The organism is Candidatus Regiella endosymbiont of Tuberolachnus salignus, from assembly GCF_964020115.1.
Lineage (GTDB): Bacteria > Pseudomonadota > Gammaproteobacteria > Enterobacterales > Enterobacteriaceae > Regiella > Regiella insecticola.
This window is the reverse complement of record NZ_OZ026542.1, coordinates 974314-994132: the sequence shown is the minus strand read 5'-3', so window position 1 is coordinate 994132 and position 19819 is coordinate 974314. Positions and strand designations below refer to the sequence as shown.

Genomic DNA, 19819 nt, shown 5'->3' with positions numbered 1-19819 from the left:
TTTGTCCACTCAAGCCAGAATGCAGTTTCCTTTGTGGTGACAAAGCCATGAGGGAAATAAGCATGCTAAGAAGAGAGGACCACTACATGATAAAACAACGCCATCAACAGGGGGCATTTATTGTTGATATTGCCCATCAGATAGGGTGTTCAGAAAAAACGGTGAGACGGCACATTAGCTATCCTGCGCCGCCAACAGCAAAACGCGGTAAAAAACAGGTTGCTAAACTCGAGCCCTTTAAAGACTACATCGATTCAAGGTTGAGTGAACAGGTTTGGAATGCGGCGGTTATTTTTGAGGAAATCCGTGAAAAAGGCTACCGGGGTGGGAGTGCGATGCTCCGACGTTATATACATCCCAAACGTCCGCTCAGGGCCTCGAAAAACACGGTACGCTTTGAAACCCTCCCCGGTTATCAACTTCAACACGATTGGGGAGAAATCATCGTTGAGGTGGCAGGCTCTGCCTGTACGGTTAATTTTGCCGTTAATACGCTCGGTTTTTCGCGTCGCTTTCATGTCTTTGCTGCCCCTAAGCAAGATGCTGAGCACACGTATGAATCGCTGGTTCGCAGCTTCAATTACTTCGGTGGCAGCGTAAAAAATGTCTTGGTAGATAACCAAAAAGCCGCTGTTATCAAACATGGACAAAATGGCCACATCGAGTTCAATGCGGGCTTCCTGCAACTGGCTAATCACTATGGGTTTAGCCCTCGCGCCTGTAAGCCTTATCGACCGCAAACGAAAGGCAAAACCGAACGGATGGTGGGCTATGTTAAACACAATTTTTTCACTCGCTACCGTCAGTTTGAGAGTTTCGCTCATGTTAATCAACTGCTAGCGATGTGGCTGGCGAAAGTGGCAGACCAGCGTCATCTTCGTCAATTCAAGCAGACACCGGAAAATCGTTTTGCTGAGGAAAAAATAGCCTTGATGCCACTCCCTGCGACTGATTTCGATACCAGCTACTTCGACCTACGACAAGTGGCATGGGACAGCTATATCGATGTCAGAGGTAATCGCTATAGCGTGCCTTCATTCTGGTGTGGTCGTGCGGTTAATATTCGTATCGGTTTAGATAATACGCTACGTATTTACGGCGATGAGCAACTGCTCGCGACGCATCTCTTGCAGGAGGTAACGCAGGGCTGGCAAAAGGTGCCAGAACATCATCAAGCCCTTTGGCAACAGGTCAATCGAGTAGCGTCTCGTTCGCTCAGTGTGTATGAGGAGCTACTCTGATGGAAATGGAAAACTTGTTGATACGGTTAAAAATGGATTACCTGGGCGATGCGTTGGAGAGTTTATGTGAAGAAGCCACCAAGAAAGCACTGAACTACCGTGAATTTCTCCAGCAGGCATTAGCCCAGGAATGGAACGGGCGTCACCAAAAAGGCTTGGAATCGCGGTTAAAACAAGCACGTTTGCCGTGGATAAAAACCTTGGAGCAATTTGACTTTACTTTCCAACCAAGTATAGACAGGAAAATTATCCGCGAGCTGGCGGGGCTGAGGTTTGTCGAACATCATGAAAACGTCATTTTGTTAGGCCCACCTGGGGTAGGGAAAACGCATTTGGCGATAGCGCTGGCTGTCAAGGCAGCTACAGCTGGGCATCGGGTATTGTTTATGCCTCTGGATAGACTCTGCTGTACCTTAATGAAGGCAAAGCAAGAAAACCGTCTGGAACGCCAACTTCAGCAACTGTGCTATGCCAGGGTATTAATACTGGATGAAATCGGGTATTTACCGATGAATCGCGAAGAAGCTAGCCTATTTTTCAGGTTATTGAGCCGTCGTTATGAAAAGGCGAGCATCATTCTCACATCAAATAAAAGTTTTACTGATTGGGGGGACGTATTCGGTGATCACATTTTAGCAACTGCGATTTTAGACAGGCTTTTACATCATTCAACCACATTGAATATTAAAGGAGAAAGCTATCGACTCAAAAATAAACGCAAAGCAGGCATGTTGCCTATAAAAACGACTGATATTATCCAGGCGCCTGGAATAGAAACCCAACAGGAAAATTAGCAAAAACTGGACATTTTAAAGTAGCAAAAAGTGGTCAATCTAAAGTAGCGTTGACAGCCATTTTGTCCATGTTTGATAACAGCGGCTTTTTGGTTATCTACCAAGACATTTTTTACGCTGCCACCGAAGTAATTGAAGCTGCGAACCAGCGATTCATACGTGTGCTCAGCATCTTGCTTAGGGGCAGCAAAGACATGAAAGCGACGCGAAAAACCGAGCGTATTAACGGCAAAATTAACCGTACAGGCAGAGCCTGCCACCTCAACGATGATTTCTCCCCAATCGTGTTGAAGTTGATAACCGGGGAGGGTTTCAAAGCGTACCGTGTTTTTCGAGGCCCTGAGTGGACGCTTCGGATGAATATAACGTCGGAGCATCGCACTCCCGCCGCGGTAGCCTTTTTCACGGATTTCCTCAAAAATAACCGCCGCATTCCAAACCTGTTCACTCAACCTTGAATCGATGTAGTCTTTAAAGGGCTCGAGTTTAGCAACCTGTTTTTTACCGCATTTTGCTGTTGGCGGCGCAGGATAGCTAATGTGCCGTCTCACCGTCTTTTCTGAACACCCTATCTGATGGGCAATATCAACAATAAATGCCCCCTGTTGATGGCGTTGTTTTATCATGTAGTGGTCCTCTCTTCTTAGCATGCTTATTTCCCTCATGGCTTTGTCACCACAAAGGAAACTGCATTCTGGCTTGAGTGGACAAATTAAATTAGCAATTTACGGTCTTTTATCATTAGCGCTGACAGCTTCAGCTATTTATCAAACGGGGTAGCATTGTCGATGCTACGATTATTGATGCACCCAGTTCAACTCAAAACCGGCAAAATACTCGTGAGCCAGACATGAAAGCCACCCGTAAAGGCAATCAGTGCTACTTTGGCATGAAAGCGCATATTGGCGTGGATGCACAGACGGGGCTGGTGCATTCCCTGGTGGGAACCTCGGCGAATGTAGCCGATGTGACGCAAGTTCATCACCTTCTTCACGGCCAAGAAGAGGTTGTTCATGGTGATGCCGGTTAGCGTGGTCACCTGGCACATCCTCCGACGGAGGGTATTGGCCTTGCCCGGGCAGGAGCAGCAGGTATGGGAAAAACATCGGCATCAGCAAAGTCTCAACGCGAAAATCCGGGCTAAAGTAGAACACCCCTTCCGTGTATTAAAATGCCAGTTCAACTTTAGAAAAGTGCGTTACAAAGGCTTAGCTCAAAATATTGCATTCATTTCGGTTTTTCAGGGTTTCCATATCGTTGCCGTTTTGATGCCAGTGACCGCTAAGTGACCCGTTTTAGGCTCATAATGACATTGCGCCCCGTCGGGGAAGTGGAGCAGGATCGCTGCTTCTGAGGCTGACGGTGCCGGATTGGCATCGGAAAAAATCGCCGGTAATACAAACGCTGTGGTCAATTCACCACTGATACTGAGGATCAGCACTTGCTCGCCAATTGAGGGCGCTGACCACATTTTGATGTGACCCGCACGTGAGGTCAGCCAGTGTAGCCAATCGGTTTCTAACTCGCCTGTTTTTACCCGGCACCGGCCTTGCGTCGTATCGACTGCCGATACCGTGCCAATACGGATCAAATTTGCCAGGCGGCGTTGATAGTCTGCATTATCGAAAGTTTTCATGCCCTCAGTGTGCCGCCTATCGGGCGCGGGAGCATGTGAACAGCGTTGTGTGGGGAGTGGGACAGGAGGAGAGTGAAAATGATAAGGTATGTAAATTATAAAATAACACTCACCTAAAAACTTTTTGTGTGAGAAACAAGGGATAAAAAAATATTAGGCACGAACTTCTTGCAATAAATCAGGATGTTTTTCCAATATACGCAATAGTTTAACTGTAGATAAAGGGGGTTTTGCTTTACCGGTTTCATACCGTGAAAATGCATTAACGCCACCACCAAAAATTTCACCCGCTTCACGCTGTGATAATGCTAATTTACTTCTAATTTCCGCAATAAATGCAGGAGAAATAATGCTTGCATTGACTTGTTTATTAAAGGATAGCATGGCAGTACTAACACGTGATGCATGGTGCGCACAGATGACAACGTCGTTGCACGCAGGGCAATAGTCACCTTCAACCATAGGGATAACGGTAGTCTCTCCTTTATAGGTATGTGGTAAATCACGAACATCACGAATCAGGTCTGCCGCACCGCATAGAGGGCATTTCATAATCACAGCTCCTTGAATGAAACGATTAGAACGTCATCATAGACAGTCAGTTTTAAATAAATATCAATACAATCAAATTTCGGGCGGTATACATCTTGCCATACGGTATGATCAGAATAGGTAGTCATACTCTTGAAGAAATCTTTACTGGAAAGTGTGCTTATTACTGTGCACATATCCTCAAAACTGAGTCCCAGATCAGCCGCTCCACGCAAAGCAACGTTTGTTGGTGATATGGCATAGGTGGTATAAATTGATGTATAATACTGAGATGACCTATCCATTAAAATTTCGCCAACATGTCTTGGCTATTAAAACGCAAGAAAAGCTCACTTATGCCCAAACAGCGACACGTTTTTGTGTGGGGACAGCGAGCCTGATGCGCTGGGCTAAACGCATAGAACCTTGCCTGACTCGAGATAAACCCGCTACCAAAATAAACCAAGCGGCGTTAATCCTTGACGTAGAAACCTATCCTGACGCGTCTCAATACGAACGCGCTCAACGTATGGGGGTTAGTGCTCGAGGTATCTGCGATGCGTTAAAACGTGCCGGGTTTAGCTATAAAAAAAACATTTTATCATCCCAAAATCGACGTCCAAGCGCGAAAAGATTTCCAAAACAAGCTCCAGGCCTATGAAGCCTGTGATACCCCGATAATTTACGTGGATGAAAGCGGTTTTGCCCATGATATGCCACGTCTTTATGGTGATTCAATGAAAGGTAAGCGCTGTTACGGCCAACACGATTGGCATGCCAAAGCACGTACTAACGTTATTGGTGCCCAGCTTAACGGAAAATTAACCCCCGTTTGTACCTTCGATTGCCATATCAACAGCGATATTTTTTACGCCTGGATTACCCAAGATTTATTGCCAAAATCCCCTACAGGCGCGGTTCTTGTCATGGATAATGTTAGTTTCCATAAGCGCCAAGACATCCAGTCTGCTATACAGAAAGCCGGCTTTATTCTCGAATATCTTCCTACTTATTCTCCTGATATGAACACCATTGAGCATAAATGGGCTCAAGCAAAAGCCCTTCGCAGAAAGCGCCAATGTGATATCCATACCTTGTTTTCTGCACCTTTATTTTAAATCAATTTATACCGCTTATGCCATAGGGAAGCCCTGAAAAACCGAAATGAATGCTATATTTTGAGCTAATAGCGTTAATTCTTAAAGTCATGTAATAAAAAAGAAAATCAATGCACTCTTTTTTTACGGTATAAGAGACGGCGGATACACTTTTTTTCAGTATCAATGGAAAATCAGGGGTTACAGAGCAGGATTTTTCTAGCGAGAAAGAGATTGGTCAAAGCAAATAAGCTGAATAACTGCGCGGTATTTTTTGCCAAGCCCTTGTAGCGCACTTTTCTAAAGTTGAACTGACATTTTAACACCCGAAAGGGATGTTCAACCTTAGCCCGGATTTTCGCAATAAGACTTTGCCGATGCCGATGTTTCTCCCATACCTGCTGCTCCTGCCCGGGCAAGGCCAATACCCTCCGTCGGGGGATGTGCCAGATGACCGCACGATGTTGATGTTCACTGCGTCGCATCACGCCTTTATAACCGGCATCACCATGGACAACCTCTTCTTGGCCGTGAAGAAGGTGATGAACTTGCGTTACCTCGGCTACATTCGCCGAGGTTCCTACCAGGGAATGCACCAGACCCGTCTGTGCATCCACACCAATATGCGCTTTCATACCAAAGTAACACTGATTGCCTTTACGGGTGGCTTTCATTTCAGGATCGCGGCCATTTTGCCGGTTTTTAGTTGAACTGGGTGCATGAATGATCGTAGCATCAACAATACTACCCCGTTTGATAAACAGCCCACACGAAGCTAAATGCGCATTGACCTCTTCAAACAATGATTCGCTTAAATGATGTTTTTCCAGCCAGTGTCGAAAATGCAGAATGGTGGGATCGGAGGGAATCGCATCGACGGAGACACCGGTAAATTGACGTAGTAAGGGGATGTCATATAACGCTTCTTCCATCGATAAATCAGCGTAATTAAACCCATTTTGTAAAAAATAAATCCGCAGCATCACCTCTAAAGGTTTTGCCGGTCTTCCCCCTTTGGCTGTTGGCTTAGGATAATTGATACTGAGTTTAGACAGAATTTTTTCCCAGGGAACTATCCTATTCATCTGCGCTAAAAAGTCGCCTCGTCTCGTCGATTTCGTTTTCATTTCACTATTAACCTAAAAAAATTATTAATGACAGAATAGACTACTTTTAGCGGTTTTTCAGGGCTTCCATATCAGCATCAATCTCAAACTGACCGAACGGGTGATCGTCAAAGAACAACAGGGGATGTTACAGGTCACCCACAAGGATGAACCGCCGGATCCGGATAACACTGACGTCCACTATGAATTTTTTATCAAAAAAGAAAAAGTGGCACCATGACAACGCTAACGCCCGCTGATCCACTGAGCCAAGCGCTCGCCCACCTGCTGAAACAATTATCTCCGGCACGCCGAAAAGCCTTCACCCGCCAGATAGCCAAACAATTACGGCAGCGGCAAAAGCAGCGTATCCAAGCACAACAGGCGCCCGATGGCACCCCGTTTGCGCCGCGCAAGCAAAAACGCCGTGATAAACACGGACGCATTAAACGCAAGATGTTTACCCAATTACGCACCGCTCGCTTTTTAAAGCATAACAATAGCTTCGATGAAGCCACGTTAAGTTTTGCGCGCCCTGTCACACCCGTAGCACGGGTGCATCATTATGGCCTGCGGGATAAAGTCGCGCGCAACGGCGTCACCGTACGTTATGAACGCCGTCCGCTACTGGGGTTGACTGATAAGGATATTGAAAGGATCACTGATATGGCGTTGGTGTATTTGGTGAATTAGGAATGTTGTATCTCAATAGCAGGTAGTTGCTGGAATGAGATGCAAACTCCGTGCACCATTATGTACGGCATCTGTCTCCAAACGTCGATCAAAAGTAGCAAGTTGTCCGTTGTGAGCACAAGCTAGTGCTAAAAGATAACTATCAGTCAGTTGAGCCGAAGTGAGTAAGCGTGTTGCATCCAGTTTTTCAGTATCCAATAAACTAATGTCGTCTGGCCAAAAACAATGACCGGGCAATGAGCACAACGTTGTCATCAATTCTGCCACCGCAGCAGGTGTGCCGGGTGAATTTGGATACCGTCCATGCCCCACAATACGTAGCACACCATTTTGGGTTAATGGGCAGGTAGCCCAAGCTTCTTGTCCTTGTTTTTCAAACCAAGTATGTGCAGCATCATGTTGAATATGGGCGGGATCAACCAGTGCTATTAACACATTAACATCGAGTAAAAATATCATTTATGGCAACTCATCACGTAATTGGTTTACTAACTCTGGTGTCACTAACATTCCATCACTACGTACTAACAACAGCGGAATACCATTACGTTTAGGATGACTCGGTACATGGGTAGGTCGTAATGCTTGTCTAGCCAGTGATGAAATCACTGCCCCCAAACTCTTATTTTGTCTAGCTGCTAGCCCCTTAGCTGCCGCAAGGATATCATCATCAATAGCAAGTGTAGTTCGCATATTTCCTCCCGTAGATAGCATCAATCATCAGACATCTTACATCAAATGATCTTTTTTGTCATCGATGTTCACAGTTCAACATGTAGTTCCTTTCTCTGTCCCACTCCCCACACCAGGGCGGGATCCCACTTTAATTTGAACTCTATGTAGGCAGAATGCTCATAAGAGTATTTGTCCTAATGAATATCTAAACATGAGCATTTTAAAGTAATTAGCCCTGATTCCTGACCCACGTAAAGATATCAATATTAAGAGAGTTTAGGGGTTTCATTAAGAGCGATAAAAAGCTGGGTCAAGGCTGAAAGGGGGGGAGTTTCCCCGGTAGGCTCTGAACAGGTGAGTCTTAGTTTGGCCGAGCGTGAAGAATTACTTCGTCTGCGCAAAGAGCGCAATAACTTGTTAATGGAGCGTGAAATATTAAAAAAAGCGGCGGTCTTCTTTGCGAAAGAAAACGGATAAGATTTCAGTTTATTCGTGAGCAAAAGAAGACCTACCTTTGCCCGTTATCCAAAACGCCATAAGATAACAACGGACAGCGCTCATAATCATTCTATCGTACCCAACCTGTTGGCGCGGGAATTTACCGTTACTCAGAGAGAGGAGGTATGGACAACGGATATCACCTATGTTTGGACTTATGAAGGCTGGATGTATTTAGCGGTGGTGATGGACTTATACTCGCGCCAAATAATCGGTTGGGCAATGGCAGCCCACATGAAGACAGCACTGTGTGTACAAGCTCTCCAGATGGCTTACTGGCGCAGAAAACCTCCAAAAGGGTTGCTCCATCACTCAGATAGAGGCAGCCAATATACCCGCCATCAGTATCGTGCCCATTTGCAAGTGATGGGTGTGCAAGCCAGTATGAGTGGTAAAGGGCAAGGTTGGCATAACGCACCAACAGAACGTTTTTTTCGGAGCTTGAAATATGAATACTTGAATTATGAAATACTTAAAACCCGTAATGATGCCAAGTTAGGGGGGCTGGATTATTTAGCCTATTACAATAGTAGAAGACCACATAGTCTACTCGCTTATTTTTCACCCATCGAATTTGAGCTTATACCTGTAATCAATTTGTCTTAAAAATGTGTCTGGGTTTACTTGACCACTACATTTCACCTGGTAATTGGCACCCAGCTGATCCAAATCTGCGCCTTTGGCATAGGCTAACATCGTCGCCTGCGCGGCATCGTTAATCCGTTGACGTAACACTAATTCACGGTACGTGCTTTCTTGCAGCAGTTTGGTGATAGGCTCGGATTCATAGTTGAGCGTTTGGCTGAGCGCTGCCTGCTGCTGCGGGGGAGATAGGGCAATAAACGTTGCTTTACGCTGCTTGAAGAGCGTTTCAAAATCGAGTGGCTCCACGACCTGCGGTGCCGGCAGTAAGCTTAAATCCAGGCTGGGCATTATTGTCTTCCTATCGGCAATGAGAGCGTAAAAGGCACGCCGCTATCGCGTTGATGACCGCTGAGGTCGATTTGCATGTTGCCGTTGATAGCCGAGGTAAGGGTAATGGCGTTTAACGTGATGCGGTTTTCCCAGCGTAATAGGGCACTGTAAATCGCCGCCTTCATTTTAAGCTGTAGTGTGGGACTTTGCGGGCTGTCGATCAGGCGAGAGAGCAGCGATCCGTAATCCCGGCGCATCACACGGGAGCCTAGCGGGGTGATTAAAATGTCGTTGATCGATTGACGAAGATGTGCCCTGTCGCTGATCGCGTTGCCACTGTGGCGGTGCATGCCGAGATAAGTCATGTGGGGGCTCCCGTCTGATCGCCGCCCCCTTGCACCCCAGGGTGTTGATGGCGATGCAAGGTGATACCGTTAGAGATCAAATTGCCGCCCCCGTGGGTGAGGTCGCCACGGAGGGTGCCACCCCGGTTAACCTGTAAAGAATCGGTGATAAGCTGTTGGGTACAGGTGACTACCGGGCTGTCCAGCGTGATCGAGGTGGCGGCGGTTATCGTTGCTGTTTTGATGCCAGTGACCGCTAAGTGACCCGTTTTAGGCTCATAATGACATTGCGCCCCGTCGGGGAAGTGGAGCAGGATCGCTGCTTCTGAGGCCGACGGTGCCGGATTGGCATCGGAAAAAATCGCCGGTAATACAAACGCTGTGGTCAATTCACCACTGATACTGAGGATCAGCACTTGCTCACCAATTGAGGGCGCTGACCACATTTTGATGTGACCCGCACGTGAGGTCAGCCAGTATAGCCAATCGGTTTCTAACTCGCCTGTTTTTACCCGGCACCGGCCTTGCGTCGTATCGACTGCCGATACCGTGCCAATGCGGATCAAATTTGCCAGGCGGCGTTGATAGTCTGCATTATCGAAAGTTTTCATGCCCTCAGTGTGCCGCCTATCGGGCGCGGGAGCATGTGAGCGGCGTTGTGTGGGGAGTGGGACAGGAGGAGAGTAATCAGTGAAGATAAAAACAGGTTAAGTTGATAGTTTAATCAGACAGGTTTAATCTTTATCCATTAAATAGTTCTGCATGTGTACCGGCACGAACAAAAATAATAAGGCCTGTTTTATTCGTATTATCAATTTTATATGTCAATAGAAAATCACCACCGATATGACATTCACGATGTCCTTCCCATTCCCCTTTTAATGGGTGATCGAGCCATTCTTTGCCCAAGGGTTTATCATTGGCGATCAAAAAAAGCATGGCTTGCTTGAGCCGGTTCATATCATATCGCCCAGAACGTGACAGCCTTTCCCAATCTTTGAAGAACGTTTTGGTATAATCTGCTGCCTGCGGCATTGTCGCTCGTTTACTTGCTGTTATTTTTTTCAAGGTTAGTAAATAACTCATCAGAAGTGGCAAAACGTGCATTATGGTTATGGGCGATATTTTCCGCTTCGGCCATTGCTGCCCGTGTTTTTTTGTTCGGTACTTTCAGATCAAATGGGAATGTTTCGTCTGCAATAATACGACACAAGAATAAACGTACCGCTTCCGAGACAGAGAGCCCCATAGCATTTAGTGTTACAGTCGCTTTTGCCTTGATTTCATTGTCAATACGGACATGCATCATGGATGTGTGTGTTGTCATTTTTAGGCCTCTTTAGTAGAAGCTTATTATGTATCTCAAATGAGATACGGTCAAGTCATATTCAGCAATGGATATTGATCACCCCACCAAATGCATCAACGCCATATCAGTGATCCTTTCAATATCCTTATCAGTCAACCCCAGTAGCGGACGGCGTTCATAACGTACGGTGACGCCGTTACGCGCGACTTTATCCCGCAGGCCATAATGATGCACCCGTGCTACGGGTGTGACAGGGCGCGCAAAACGCACTGTGGCTTCATCGAAGCTATTGTTATGCTTTAAAAAGCGGGCGGTGTGTAATTGGGTAAACATCTTGCGTTTAATGCGTCCGTGTTTATCACGGCGTTTTTGCTTGCGCGGTGCAAACGGGGTGCCATCGGGCGCCTGTTGTGCTTGGATACGCTGCTTTTGCCGCTGCCGTAATTGTTTGGCTATCTGGCGAGTGAAGGCTTTTCGGCGTGCTGGAGATAATTGTTTCAGCAGGCAGGCGAGCGCGTGGCTCAGTGGATCACTGGGCTTTAGCGTTGTCATGGTGCCACTTTTTCTTTTTTGATAAAGAGTTCATAGTGAAGGTCAGTGGTATCCGGATCCGGCGGTTCATCCTTGTGGGTGACCTGTAACATCCCCTGTTGTTCTTTGACGATCACCCGTTCGGTCAGTTTGAGATTGATACTGATATCACGCAGGCTGTGATTGATATGATCGGCTTCAAAAGTGAAGCCCTCAGCCCGTTTATCATGATGGGCCATACTGTCCGGCTGATGGCGACGTAACCAGTGTAAAATCGGCACAAAGAGGGTACCGGCGTCGCCACTGTAATCGGTGATGATCAGATTGAGTGTGTATTGATATTCAAAGGACAAAGAGGCGGCCAGCGTGGAGACGATAGCCCCCCGGTCAATAAAAATATGCAGGCTATCGGGATTTTGTTTGAGATAAGGGACGGCGTCTGTGAGGGCTTGGCGCAGTGAATCGGGTTTTAACATGCGGGTTATCCTTCTGCCTTAAGACAGACTTGGCGGATATAGTCTTGTAATCCGGCTATTTGCTGCGTCGCGGTGTCGATACGCTCTCGGAGATGGAAATAATGTTTGATAGCGGTGTCGTTAAGTCGGGCGCGGGTGCCATCATCCAGGCCGGTGGAGGCAGTGGCCTGGGACAGGGAGCAGGTGGCGTTGAGCTGCACCCTACGCTGCTTATCATTAACATCACGTTCAAGCGCTGCCAGCTGCGTTTTGGCATGGGTTAATTCCTGGGTGTGTTGGTTATCAAGTGCGGCGAGCTGTTGGTGCTGCTTTTTTATTCCTTCCATGATGATCAGTGCGTTGTTACGCTCATCCGTTATTCTTTTGATGATATTTTCTTTTTTTGCTAACTCAAAGTGATAATACCCCGCGGCCAGACTCATCAGCAGAATGAGGCTCATCAGAATCAAACGACCTCGGTTAAACATCGCTCCCCCAACAGGTCAGCTCACTTTCCTGCGCACGTCTTATCACTTGACCGGCGCAGTTATTGGCACGGAGGCGACAATCTTTGCCGCCATCAAAAATCCAGCGTTTAATTTCTGCACAGGCGCCTTGATAGTCACCGGCATTGAGTTTGCGATAGAAAGTGGAAGAAATGCATTTTGTGGCGCCGAGGTTATAGGGAAACCCTGAAAAACCGCTAAAAGTAGTCTATTCTGTTAGCAATAATTTTTTTAGGTTAATAGTGAAATGAAAACGAAATCGACGAGACGAGCCGACTTTTAAGCGCAAATGAATAGGATAGTTCCCCGGGAAAAGATTCTGGCCAAATTCAGTCGTCATTACTCCAAGTGAAGCGCTGTTTGAAGAAATTAATACGCATTTAGCTTCGCTTCAGCTATTTATCAAACGGGGTAGCATTGTCGATGCTACGATTATTGATGCACCCAGTTCAACTCAAAACCGGCAAAATACTCGTGAGCCAGACATGAAAGCCACCCGTAAAGGCAATCAGTGCTACTTTGGCATGAAAGCGCATATTGGCGTGGATGCACAGACGGGGCTGGTGCATTCCCTGGTGGGAACCTCGGCGAATGTAGCCGAGGTAACGCAAGTTCATCACCTTCTTCACGGCCAAGAAGAGGTTGTTCATGGTGATGCCGGTTAGCGTGGTCACCTGGCACATCCTCCGACGGAGGGTATTGGCCTTGCCCGGGCAGGAGCAGCAGGTATGGGAAAAACATCGGCATCAGCAAAGTCTCAACGCGAAAATCCGGGCTAAAGTAGAACACCCCTTCCGTGTATTAAAATGCCAGTTCAACTTTAGAAAAGTGCGTTACAAAGGCTTAGCTCAAAATATTGCATTCATTTCGGTTTTTCAGGGTTTCCATATCTTGTTTGGGCTTGATTTGCCCACATTGCTCGAGAGACAGACAAAGCACTTTATCGCGGATTGAAAATGATTGATATTTGATGGCGACAGATCCTACTGATAAGCAAATATACTGGCCTATTCTTAAAACTAACTATTTTATATTAATTAAGTATTTGTTTTTATTATGCGCGTTTTATTTTTCAAAATCCCTTGTGCTCGCTGATACTTCGTCAAAAACGAGCTCAAAATGCTCATTTACGCTCTTCATTAAGTACAAAAAGAACTGTGCCTTTTCGCTCGTTTTTTCCTCGTTTGAGCGTTGCTCAAGAAGATTTCGAATAGTCTCCAAAGATGTAATCAATTAGATGATAGCGTTACCGGAAAAATATCTATTTTCTCTTTATGTTGAGTATCTAAAACTCTAATCACTAATTTATAATCACCAGGTGAAACTTCTTCAACAGGTAAGTTGATGCTGGTATTGCGCAAGATCCTTGCGTTATGACTGCCCTTAATCCATGATAAATTGAAATTAGTGGTGAGAGCCCTTGCCAATGCTTGATCATTACTATCACATAGATAGGTACCAATCAGCAAAAATGGACGAGGTCGCGTTTTTTTTACTTCGACGGAATATTGAATCTGGGTTTTATTATCTTCAATATGATAATTATTATTACTTTCATTAATGCCGATTAAACTATATAGAGGCGCCTCCGTTGTCGGTGTAGGAAAACGACAAGGATTAACGAACTGTGTTTCTTCAGTCGCCATAGCAGCAGTACTGACTAACATGATACATGAGATTATTTTATGGAATAGTTTCATTTTTTTATCCTTAAATATTTAAATAATAAATATACCCAATGAATTTCGAGTTACGGCAAGGCGGCAATCAATCGAATCCTAGGAGTGTACAAGTAGTACATGACTAGGATGAGTGCGGGCAGCCAATGCCGCCGTAACTTGAAAGGTGAAGGGTATATGGCCATTTTGCCTTCTCACTGAGACTGATTGATTTAGCCTTCGAAAACCGGCCTGTTATGATGTCTCTTATCTGGCATTGCTGAAACCTCATTATTTGCAATATGAATTTCAATGATTGATACATTTATATTTAAAATAAAATTAATTTTATTACCGCTGAATAATAGAAAAGAAAAAATAGCAATTAAAACAAAATGCGCAGGATTAAATTAAGGCGCCTCAGGTAACATATACCCTTCACCTTTGAAGTTGCCTCTAGGCGGCCAGGGCGACCACTACGTGATTCGGCGAGCACCGCAGTCAACAACTCGGTGGTTGCAAAGGCGAAGGGGATAGAATCAAGTTAGAATGATTCAGCTATAGCTAGTCGATTTTGCAAGAAGTCTGGTGTTATGATAGCTAAACGGTAGAAAAACCGGTTATGAAATCAAGGAGACGATGGTATGAAACTGGAAGCAGCCATCAGATATTTTAACCCCACAAGCCAAGTCATTAACGATTCACCCCGCGATACTTCACCTAATACTTTTACCCGCGCCGATATTGCAACCGCACTAGGGATGGCCGAAGCTAAAGCTAGCTTTGGAATATCGGCATATTTAGGTAAACATGATGTGAGTCATCAAGATAGGATCCGCGCGATAAAACAATTAGCACAGTATGCAAAGCAACAAGCGCCTAAACATGTTGGTAAGGCGGCAGGTAAACGTATGGCTCAATGTATGGCTATTTTGGCAAAATTCGCTTATGCCGAATACGGCGGCTCAGCAGCAAGTACTTACCTCTGTTCCTGCTGTGCTGGTAGTGGATTTATCGACGATCAAACTGATAATAAAAATCGCGCAAAAACATCCCTCAATTCACCGTGCAATAACCCGCCACGCAATCCGCTCGCCTGTTACATTGATAATAGGGAAAAAGAAAAACGGCTGTGTAAATCATGTGATGGCAAAGGTACGGTTTCTAATCGCTGTCGTTGTAATGGAACAGGCAAGGTATTGGATCGAAAAGAAACAAAAATTCATGGCTATTTGGTTATTAAAATTTGTAAACGCTGTGCGGGTCGAGGGTATAAACGTGTTCCCGCATCGATGGCCTATGCGGCTATTTCGATATTATTGCCTAAACTGACTCAATCAACATGGTCGCGGAACTGGAAACCATTTTATGAATCTTTAATTCTGCAATGCAAAATAGAAGAAAATAAAGCAAAGGCCGTATTTAAGCAGATTACCGGTTAATAAATTTAGCAATATTCGCTGTATATACCCAATGAATTTCGAGTTACGGCAAGGCAGCAAGGGCGACCGACCGATGAGCGTAGACATACTACGTGATTCGGCGAGCACCGCAGCCAACGCCGCCGTAACTTGAAAGGCGAAGGGTATATACCCTTGCTCAATTTGGGCGAGGGTTCTATCAGACCTCTTTCGAAACCGTAGTTCGTTATGTGAAGTCAAGGCGCCCGGCGCACAGCAACCTTCGTTGCCATAAGTACATGAGGATTGCGCGCACCGGGCAACGCAGGATCCGCGTCACGCAGTAGGTTTCGAAAGAGGTCTATCATGACATGGCAATAAATTGCTCCCTCATACGATGCACTTGATCTCGGAGCGATGCCGCCTGTTCGAATTCAAGATTTTGCGCACAAATATACATTTTTGCTTCTAATTCATGGATTTTCTGCTCGAGTGCTTGGGGTGTTAGCGCCTGATAATGGTTTGCCGCTTCCATTGCTTTCAATCCGGATTTTTTTTCTTTGCCGCTTGAATAGGGCTGGCCTAATTGTAATATGTCTTCTATTTTTTTATTTAGCCCTTGAGGAATAATCCCTTTCTCTTGGTTATAAGCTTTTTGCTTGGTACGTCGGCGTTCTGTTTCCTGAATCGCTTTTTCCATTGATGAGGTTATTTTATCGCCATATAAGATAGCTTTGCCATTCAGATTACGTGCCGCTCGCCCCATGGTTTGAATTAAAGAGCGTTCGGAGCGTAAAAATCCTTCTTTATCCGCGTCTAAAATGGCGACCAATGAAACTTCAGGAATATCTAATCCTTCACGCAGTAAATTGATGCCGACCAGTATGTCAAAATGACCCAGGCGTAAATCGCGAATGATTTCGATTCTCTCGACAGTATCAATATCTGAGTGTAAATAACGAACCCGTTCACCCTGTTCTTGCAGGTATTGCGTCAAATCCTCTGCCATACGTTTAGTGAGTGTGGTGACTAATATTCGCTCGTTAATTAACACCCGTTGACGAATTTCCGATAATAAGTCATCAACTTGTGTTGTCGCTGGTCGCACTTCAATAATGGGATCAAGTAACCCCGTCGGGCGTACCAGCTGCTCAATAACTTTACCGGCAGATTTATCCAACTCGTATTGATTCGGGGTGGCAGATACATAGATAGTTTGCGGTGCGAGTGCTTCAAATTCTTCAAAACGGAGAGGGCGGTTGTCTAGCGCTGACGGCAACCTGAAACCGTATTCCACCAAATTTTCTTTACGAGAGCGATCACCTTTATACATGGCGCCAATTTGTGGAATAGTGACATGAGATTCATCAACAATTAATAGGCCGTTCGCAGGCAAGTAGTCGAATAGTGTTGGTGGGGGATCACCGGCAGCACGGCCTGAAAGATAACGGGAGTAGTTTTCAATCCCAGAGCAGTAACCCAGCTCGTTGATCATTTCAATATCAAACTGTGTTCGCTGTGTGAGGCGTTGCTCTTCTAGCAGTTTATTATTCGCTAATAGCAAGGTACACCTTTGCTGCAATTCCACTTTTATTTCTTCTATCATTTGCAAAATACATTCACGCGGCGTGGCGTAATGTGTTTTCGGGTAGATGGTGCAGCGGGTAATCTGTTGTAAAAATTGACCAGTCAGTGGATCGAATAATGATAAACGCTCAACTTCGTTATCAAATAGTTCCACTCGTACGGCTTGTTTACTCGATTCGGCAGGAAAGATATCGATCACCTCACCACGCACTCGAAAAGTACCACGCTGGAATACTTGATCGTTGCGTTTATATTGTAATTCTGCCAGACAGCGCAAAATCTCACGTTGATCAATAATCATACCGTTGGTTAAATGCAATATCATTTTTAGATAACGATCAGGATCACCCAAGCCATAAATTGCCGATACGGATGCCACTACGATGACATCTTGACGCTCAAGTAATGCCTTGGTGGCAGATAAACGCATTTGTTCAATATGTTCATTGATGGCGGAATCTTTTTCAATAAAGGTATCAGAGCTCGGGACGTAAGCTTCAGGCTGATAATAATCATAATAGGAAACAAAATATTCCACGGCATTGTTAGGAAAAAAGACTTTCATTTCACCGTAGAGTTGTGCCGCCAATGTTTTGTTGGGCGCTAAAATTAGCGTGGGTTTTTGCATATCAGCGATGACATTCGCCACGGTAAAGGTTTTACCGGAGCCGGTCACGCCGAGCAATGTTTGATGTGCCAGGCCATTTTCTAATCCTTCTTTCAGCTGGGAAATGGCGCTGGGTTGATCCCCCGATGGCTCAAAACTAGCATGTAATTTAAATAATTTTTTCATGAACAATGACTCATATACCCAATGAATTTCGAGTTACGGCAAGGAAGCAATCAATCGAATCCCAGGAGTGTACAAGTAGTACATGACAGAGGATGAGTGATCGTTGCCAACGCCGCCGTAACTTGAAAGGCGAAGGGTATAAATCAATTTTATTTGGCTGCATTACTTGGCTGAGTAAAATAGCGTTTATCTTCCCAACGGAGTAGGGTTAAGTCCCCCCCCCAACAGCACCCGGTATCCATAGCGTAAATCCCAGCAGGTGTTCCTTTGCCGCGTAATGCAGCCCAGTGACCAAAAGCGATAGCGTAGTCTTCATCGATTGAACCTGGGAGATCAAACCAAGGTTTGAGAGGAGCAGGGGCATGTTCAGGTTTACTTTTACAGTTCATGTCGAGCTGCCCGTGCGGAAAACAGTAACGCATACGTGTCAGTACATTAGTGCTAAATCGCAGACGCGCTAACCCTTTTAGTTCAGGATCCCAACTGTTAGGCATATCACCATACATGGCATCGAGAAACAGAGGGTAACTGTCACTACTGAGGACGGCTTCAACTTCCCGGGCGCAATTTTGTGCCGTTGCGAGATCCCATTGTGGACTGATACCGGCATGCGCCATGACCAGTTTCAAGTGAGTATCAATCTGTAACACCGGTTGACGCCGCAACCAATTGATCAGTTGATCAACATCTGGCGCTTCAAGCAATTCATTGAGCCGGTCTTTGGGTTTGTTACGAGTGATCCCTGCATATACCGCCAGTAAATGCATATCATGATTACCCAACACGATACGTACAGCTTCTCCGAGGGATCGAACGTACCGCAACACGGCTAATGAAGAGGTTCCACGGGCGACTAAATCCCCCGTCAGCCATAATTTATCCTGTTGTGGATTAAAATTAACTTGGGTTAATAAAGCACGCAATTCAGCAAAACAACCGTGAATATCACCGATAATATAGGTAGACATAGTTAATCAGTTATAGTGGGTATACCTTTTGCGTTTCAAGTTACGGCGACGTTAGCAGCGATCACTCATCCTAGTCATGTACCGATTCGATTGATTGCCGTCTTGCCGTAACTCGAAATTCATTGGGTATAGGTTTTTATAATGTTAGTCACTTCGGTTGATCTGAAAGCCAATTAGCCAGTCGACAATATTGCGCAACGGAAAGATTTTCAGCCCTAACGTTTGGATCGATATTAAGCTCAGTCAATTGTTCGGCAGTGAATAATTTACCTAGACTATTACGAATAATTTTTCGGCGTTGGTTAAATGCTTGAGTCGTAATCTGTCTAAGAATAAGGGTATCGCTAACTGGATTTGGCAGCTGTTGGTGTGGAACCAAACGTACCACGGCAGAATCTACCTTAGGAGCCGGTGTAAATGCCCCAGGGGGGACTTCTACTATGGGAATGATTTGACAATAATACTGAGCCATTACCGTTAAACGCCCATACGCCTTATTATGAGGACCCGCCACCAACCGATTCACCACTTCTTTTTGCAACATAAAATGCATATCACGTATTATTTTAGTGTAGTTGAAAAGATGGAACATTAACGGTGTAGAAATATTGTACGGTAGATTACCGAAAACACGTAGTGATTGCCCCGCCCCTTCTGCCAGTAGCGAAAAGTCGAAATTCATTGCATCTTGTTGGTATATCGTCAATTTTTCTTTGAGTGTAGGGTGTTCTGCAAGGCGAGCGGCGAGATCGCGATCTAATTCAATGACTGTCATATGATCTATGCGATCAGCAACAGGTTTTGTTAGTGCGCCTAAACCAGGGCCGATTTCAACCATGGCTTCCCCAGGTATTGGGTGAATAGCCGAGACGATGCTATCAATAATATGGGGATCTTTTAAAAAATTTTGCCCAAAACGTTGGCGAGCAATATGCCCTTGGTGTGATTTATGTGATTTATGTGATTTATTTTTCATCTTTTTTATTAGACCTCTTTCCAAACCGTAGTTCGTTATGCTAAGTCAAGGCGCCCGGCGCACAGCAACCTTCGTTGCCATGCAGTACATGAGGATTGCGAGCGCC

The 19819-nt window shown here is 45.4% G+C and carries 24 protein-coding genes and 9 pseudogenes; 13 read left to right on the top strand and 20 right to left on the bottom strand.

What is annotated here, in order from left to right:
* Positions 1 to 62 precede the first annotated feature (62 nt).
* Entirely contained in the window at positions 63 to 1241 is a 1179-nt protein-coding gene (gene istA / locus AACL30_RS05090) for an IS21 family transposase (RefSeq protein WP_339056344.1), read from the top strand.
* Entirely contained in the window at positions 1238 to 2035 is a 798-nt protein-coding gene (gene istB, locus AACL30_RS05085) for an IS21-like element helper ATPase IstB (protein ID WP_339058365.1), read from the top strand. The genes istA and istB overlap by 4 nt, the downstream gene beginning before the upstream one ends.
* A 68-nt stretch (positions 2036 to 2103) precedes the next feature.
* Here the strand turns inward: istB and AACL30_RS05080 are convergent.
* A pseudogene (locus tag AACL30_RS05080) lies at positions 2104 to 2685 on the bottom strand (IS21 family transposase); the annotation flags it as partial.
* On the opposite strand from AACL30_RS05080, the gene AACL30_RS05075 reads away from it, so the two are divergent.
* The 3 genes and pseudogenes from AACL30_RS05075 to AACL30_RS16415 all read left to right on the top strand — a co-directional run.
* The gene (locus tag AACL30_RS05075) at positions 2684 to 2815 is read left to right on the top strand and encodes a hypothetical protein (RefSeq protein ID WP_339057936.1); all 132 of its coding nucleotides are present in this window, start codon (positions 2684 to 2686) and stop codon (positions 2813 to 2815) included. The pseudogene AACL30_RS05080 and the gene AACL30_RS05075 overlap by 2 nt on opposite strands.
* Positions 2811 to 3062 (top strand): annotated as a pseudogene (locus AACL30_RS05070) (transposase); the annotation flags it as partial. The gene AACL30_RS05075 and the pseudogene AACL30_RS05070, both read left to right, overlap by 5 nt.
* Positions 3063 to 3162: 100 nt before the next feature.
* Positions 3163 to 3261 (top strand): annotated as a pseudogene (locus tag AACL30_RS16415) (transposase); the annotation flags it as partial.
* 26 nt (positions 3262 to 3287) lie between these two features.
* Here the strand turns inward: AACL30_RS16415 and AACL30_RS05060 are convergent.
* The 3 genes and pseudogenes from AACL30_RS05060 to AACL30_RS05050 form a co-directional block, all read right to left on the bottom strand.
* Positions 3288 to 3671 (bottom strand): annotated as a pseudogene (locus AACL30_RS05060) (phage baseplate assembly protein V); the annotation flags it as partial.
* A 153-nt stretch (positions 3672 to 3824) separates the two neighbouring features.
* Positions 3825 to 4226: a type II toxin-antitoxin system MqsA family antitoxin gene (locus AACL30_RS05055; RefSeq protein ID WP_218014697.1), complete on the bottom strand. Its 402-nt coding sequence runs from the start codon at positions 4224 to 4226 to the stop codon at positions 3825 to 3827.
* Positions 4226 to 4459, bottom strand: a pseudogene (locus AACL30_RS05050) (type II toxin-antitoxin system MqsR family toxin); the annotation flags it as partial. The pseudogene AACL30_RS05050 and the gene AACL30_RS05055, both read right to left, overlap by 1 nt.
* A 35-nt stretch (positions 4460 to 4494) precedes the next feature.
* On the opposite strand from AACL30_RS05050, the gene AACL30_RS05045 reads away from it, so the two are divergent.
* Entirely contained in the window at positions 4495 to 4863 is a 369-nt protein-coding gene (locus AACL30_RS05045) for an IS630 transposase-related protein (protein WP_339057934.1), read from the top strand.
* Entirely contained in the window at positions 4772 to 5320 is a 549-nt protein-coding gene (locus AACL30_RS05040) for an IS630 family transposase (RefSeq protein WP_339057933.1), read from the top strand. Before AACL30_RS05045 ends, AACL30_RS05040 begins: the two co-directional genes overlap by 92 nt.
* A 173-nt stretch (positions 5321 to 5493) precedes the next feature.
* On the opposite strand, the gene AACL30_RS05035 is transcribed toward AACL30_RS05040, so the two are convergent.
* On the bottom strand, positions 5494 to 6426 hold the full coding sequence (locus AACL30_RS05035; protein WP_339057292.1) for an IS5 family transposase: 933 nt from the start codon (positions 6424 to 6426) through the stop codon (positions 5494 to 5496).
* Positions 6427 to 6642: 216 nt separating this feature from the next.
* Between AACL30_RS05035 and AACL30_RS05030 the strand changes: the two genes are divergently transcribed.
* Entirely contained in the window at positions 6643 to 7098 is a 456-nt protein-coding gene (locus tag AACL30_RS05030; protein ID WP_339057932.1) for a phage virion morphogenesis protein, read from the top strand.
* Between the two features lie 12 nt (positions 7099 to 7110).
* Here the strand turns inward: AACL30_RS05030 and AACL30_RS05025 are convergent, their stop codons facing one another.
* Positions 7111 to 7557, bottom strand: coding sequence for a TA system VapC family ribonuclease toxin (locus AACL30_RS05025; RefSeq protein ID WP_339057931.1), 447 nt, complete (start codon positions 7555 to 7557; stop codon positions 7111 to 7113).
* On the bottom strand, positions 7558 to 7791 hold the full coding sequence (locus tag AACL30_RS05020; RefSeq protein ID WP_339057930.1) for a CopG family transcriptional regulator: 234 nt from the start codon (positions 7789 to 7791) through the stop codon (positions 7558 to 7560).
* Positions 7792 to 8127: 336 nt separating this feature from the next.
* Here AACL30_RS05020 and AACL30_RS05015 point away from each other — a divergent pair, with 336 nt between their 5' ends.
* Together AACL30_RS05015 and AACL30_RS05010 are read left to right on the top strand one after the other, a co-directional pair.
* On the top strand, positions 8128 to 8250 hold the full coding sequence (locus AACL30_RS05015; RefSeq protein WP_339057048.1) for a hypothetical protein: 123 nt from the start codon (positions 8128 to 8130) through the stop codon (positions 8248 to 8250).
* 15 nt (positions 8251 to 8265) lie between these two features.
* Positions 8266 to 8877, top strand: a complete 612-nt coding sequence (locus AACL30_RS05010; RefSeq protein WP_339057632.1) for an IS3 family transposase — start codon at positions 8266 to 8268, stop codon at positions 8875 to 8877.
* Between the two features lie 33 nt (positions 8878 to 8910).
* Here AACL30_RS05010 and AACL30_RS05005 read toward each other — a convergent pair.
* From AACL30_RS05005 to AACL30_RS04965, 9 genes and pseudogenes are all read right to left on the bottom strand, one after another.
* Positions 8911 to 9204, bottom strand: a pseudogene (locus AACL30_RS05005) (baseplate assembly protein); the annotation flags it as partial.
* Positions 9204 to 9551 (bottom strand): GPW/gp25 family protein, encoded by a 348-nt coding sequence (locus tag AACL30_RS05000; RefSeq protein ID WP_339057929.1) that lies wholly within the window; start codon positions 9549 to 9551, stop codon positions 9204 to 9206. The gene AACL30_RS05000 and the pseudogene AACL30_RS05005, both read right to left, overlap by 1 nt.
* On the bottom strand, positions 9548 to 10141 hold the full coding sequence (locus AACL30_RS04995) for a phage baseplate assembly protein V (protein WP_339057928.1): 594 nt from the start codon (positions 10139 to 10141) through the stop codon (positions 9548 to 9550). The genes AACL30_RS05000 and AACL30_RS04995 overlap by 4 nt, the downstream gene beginning before the upstream one ends.
* Before the next feature lie 130 nt (positions 10142 to 10271).
* Entirely contained in the window at positions 10272 to 10565 is a 294-nt protein-coding gene (locus AACL30_RS04990; protein WP_422389593.1) for a type II toxin-antitoxin system YafQ family toxin, read from the bottom strand.
* A gap of 10 nt (positions 10566 to 10575) precedes the next feature.
* Positions 10576 to 10857, bottom strand: a complete 282-nt coding sequence (locus AACL30_RS04985) for a type II toxin-antitoxin system RelB/DinJ family antitoxin (protein ID WP_339057926.1) — start codon at positions 10855 to 10857, stop codon at positions 10576 to 10578.
* Positions 10858 to 10935: 78 nt separating this feature from the next.
* On the bottom strand, positions 10936 to 11391 hold the full coding sequence (locus AACL30_RS04980; protein ID WP_339057925.1) for a phage virion morphogenesis protein: 456 nt from the start codon (positions 11389 to 11391) through the stop codon (positions 10936 to 10938).
* Positions 11388 to 11846, bottom strand: a complete 459-nt coding sequence (locus tag AACL30_RS04975) for a phage tail protein (protein ID WP_339057924.1) — start codon at positions 11844 to 11846, stop codon at positions 11388 to 11390. Before AACL30_RS04975 ends, AACL30_RS04980 begins: the two co-directional genes overlap by 4 nt.
* 5 nt (positions 11847 to 11851) lie before the next feature.
* Positions 11852 to 12286 (bottom strand): lysis protein, encoded by a 435-nt coding sequence (locus AACL30_RS04970; protein WP_339057923.1) that lies wholly within the window; start codon positions 12284 to 12286, stop codon positions 11852 to 11854.
* A gap of 19 nt (positions 12287 to 12305) precedes the next feature.
* Positions 12306 to 12527, bottom strand: a pseudogene (locus AACL30_RS04965) (lysozyme); the annotation flags it as partial.
* Between the two features lie 214 nt (positions 12528 to 12741).
* On the opposite strand from AACL30_RS04965, the pseudogene AACL30_RS04960 reads away from it, so the two are divergent.
* Positions 12742 to 12995: pseudogene (locus tag AACL30_RS04960) on the top strand (transposase); the annotation flags it as partial.
* 98 nt (positions 12996 to 13093) lie between these two features.
* Positions 13094 to 13192: pseudogene (locus AACL30_RS16410) on the top strand (transposase); the annotation flags it as partial.
* Positions 13193 to 13560: 368 nt separating this feature from the next.
* On the opposite strand, the gene AACL30_RS04950 reads toward AACL30_RS16410, so the two are convergent.
* Complete coding sequence (locus AACL30_RS04950) at positions 13561 to 14031, bottom strand: hypothetical protein (RefSeq protein ID WP_339057921.1); 471 nt, start codon at positions 14029 to 14031, stop codon at positions 13561 to 13563.
* A gap of 602 nt (positions 14032 to 14633) precedes the next feature.
* Here AACL30_RS04950 and AACL30_RS04945 point away from each other — a divergent pair.
* A complete protein-coding gene (locus AACL30_RS04945; RefSeq protein WP_006704601.1) occupies positions 14634 to 15431 on the top strand; it encodes an antitermination protein in 798 nt (265 codons plus the stop codon).
* Positions 15432 to 15753: 322 nt separating this feature from the next.
* Here AACL30_RS04945 and uvrB read toward each other — a convergent pair whose 3' ends face one another.
* The 3 genes from uvrB to rsmA all read right to left on the bottom strand — a co-directional run bounded on the left by uvrB (position 15754) and on the right by rsmA (position 19713).
* Positions 15754 to 17769, bottom strand: a complete 2016-nt coding sequence (uvrB, locus tag AACL30_RS04940; protein WP_339057920.1) for an excinuclease ABC subunit UvrB — start codon at positions 17767 to 17769, stop codon at positions 15754 to 15756.
* Between the two features lie 149 nt (positions 17770 to 17918).
* Positions 17919 to 18737 carry a bis(5'-nucleosyl)-tetraphosphatase (symmetrical) ApaH gene (gene apaH / locus AACL30_RS04935; RefSeq protein ID WP_339057919.1) on the bottom strand — a complete coding sequence of 273 codons (819 nt, stop codon included), beginning with the start codon at positions 18735 to 18737 and terminating at the stop codon, positions 17919 to 17921.
* Positions 18738 to 18885: 148 nt separating this feature from the next.
* A complete protein-coding gene (rsmA, locus tag AACL30_RS04930) occupies positions 18886 to 19713 on the bottom strand; it encodes a 16S rRNA (adenine(1518)-N(6)/adenine(1519)-N(6))-dimethyltransferase RsmA (protein WP_339057918.1) in 828 nt (275 codons plus the stop codon).
* Between the last annotated feature and the right edge of the window lie 106 nt (positions 19714 to 19819).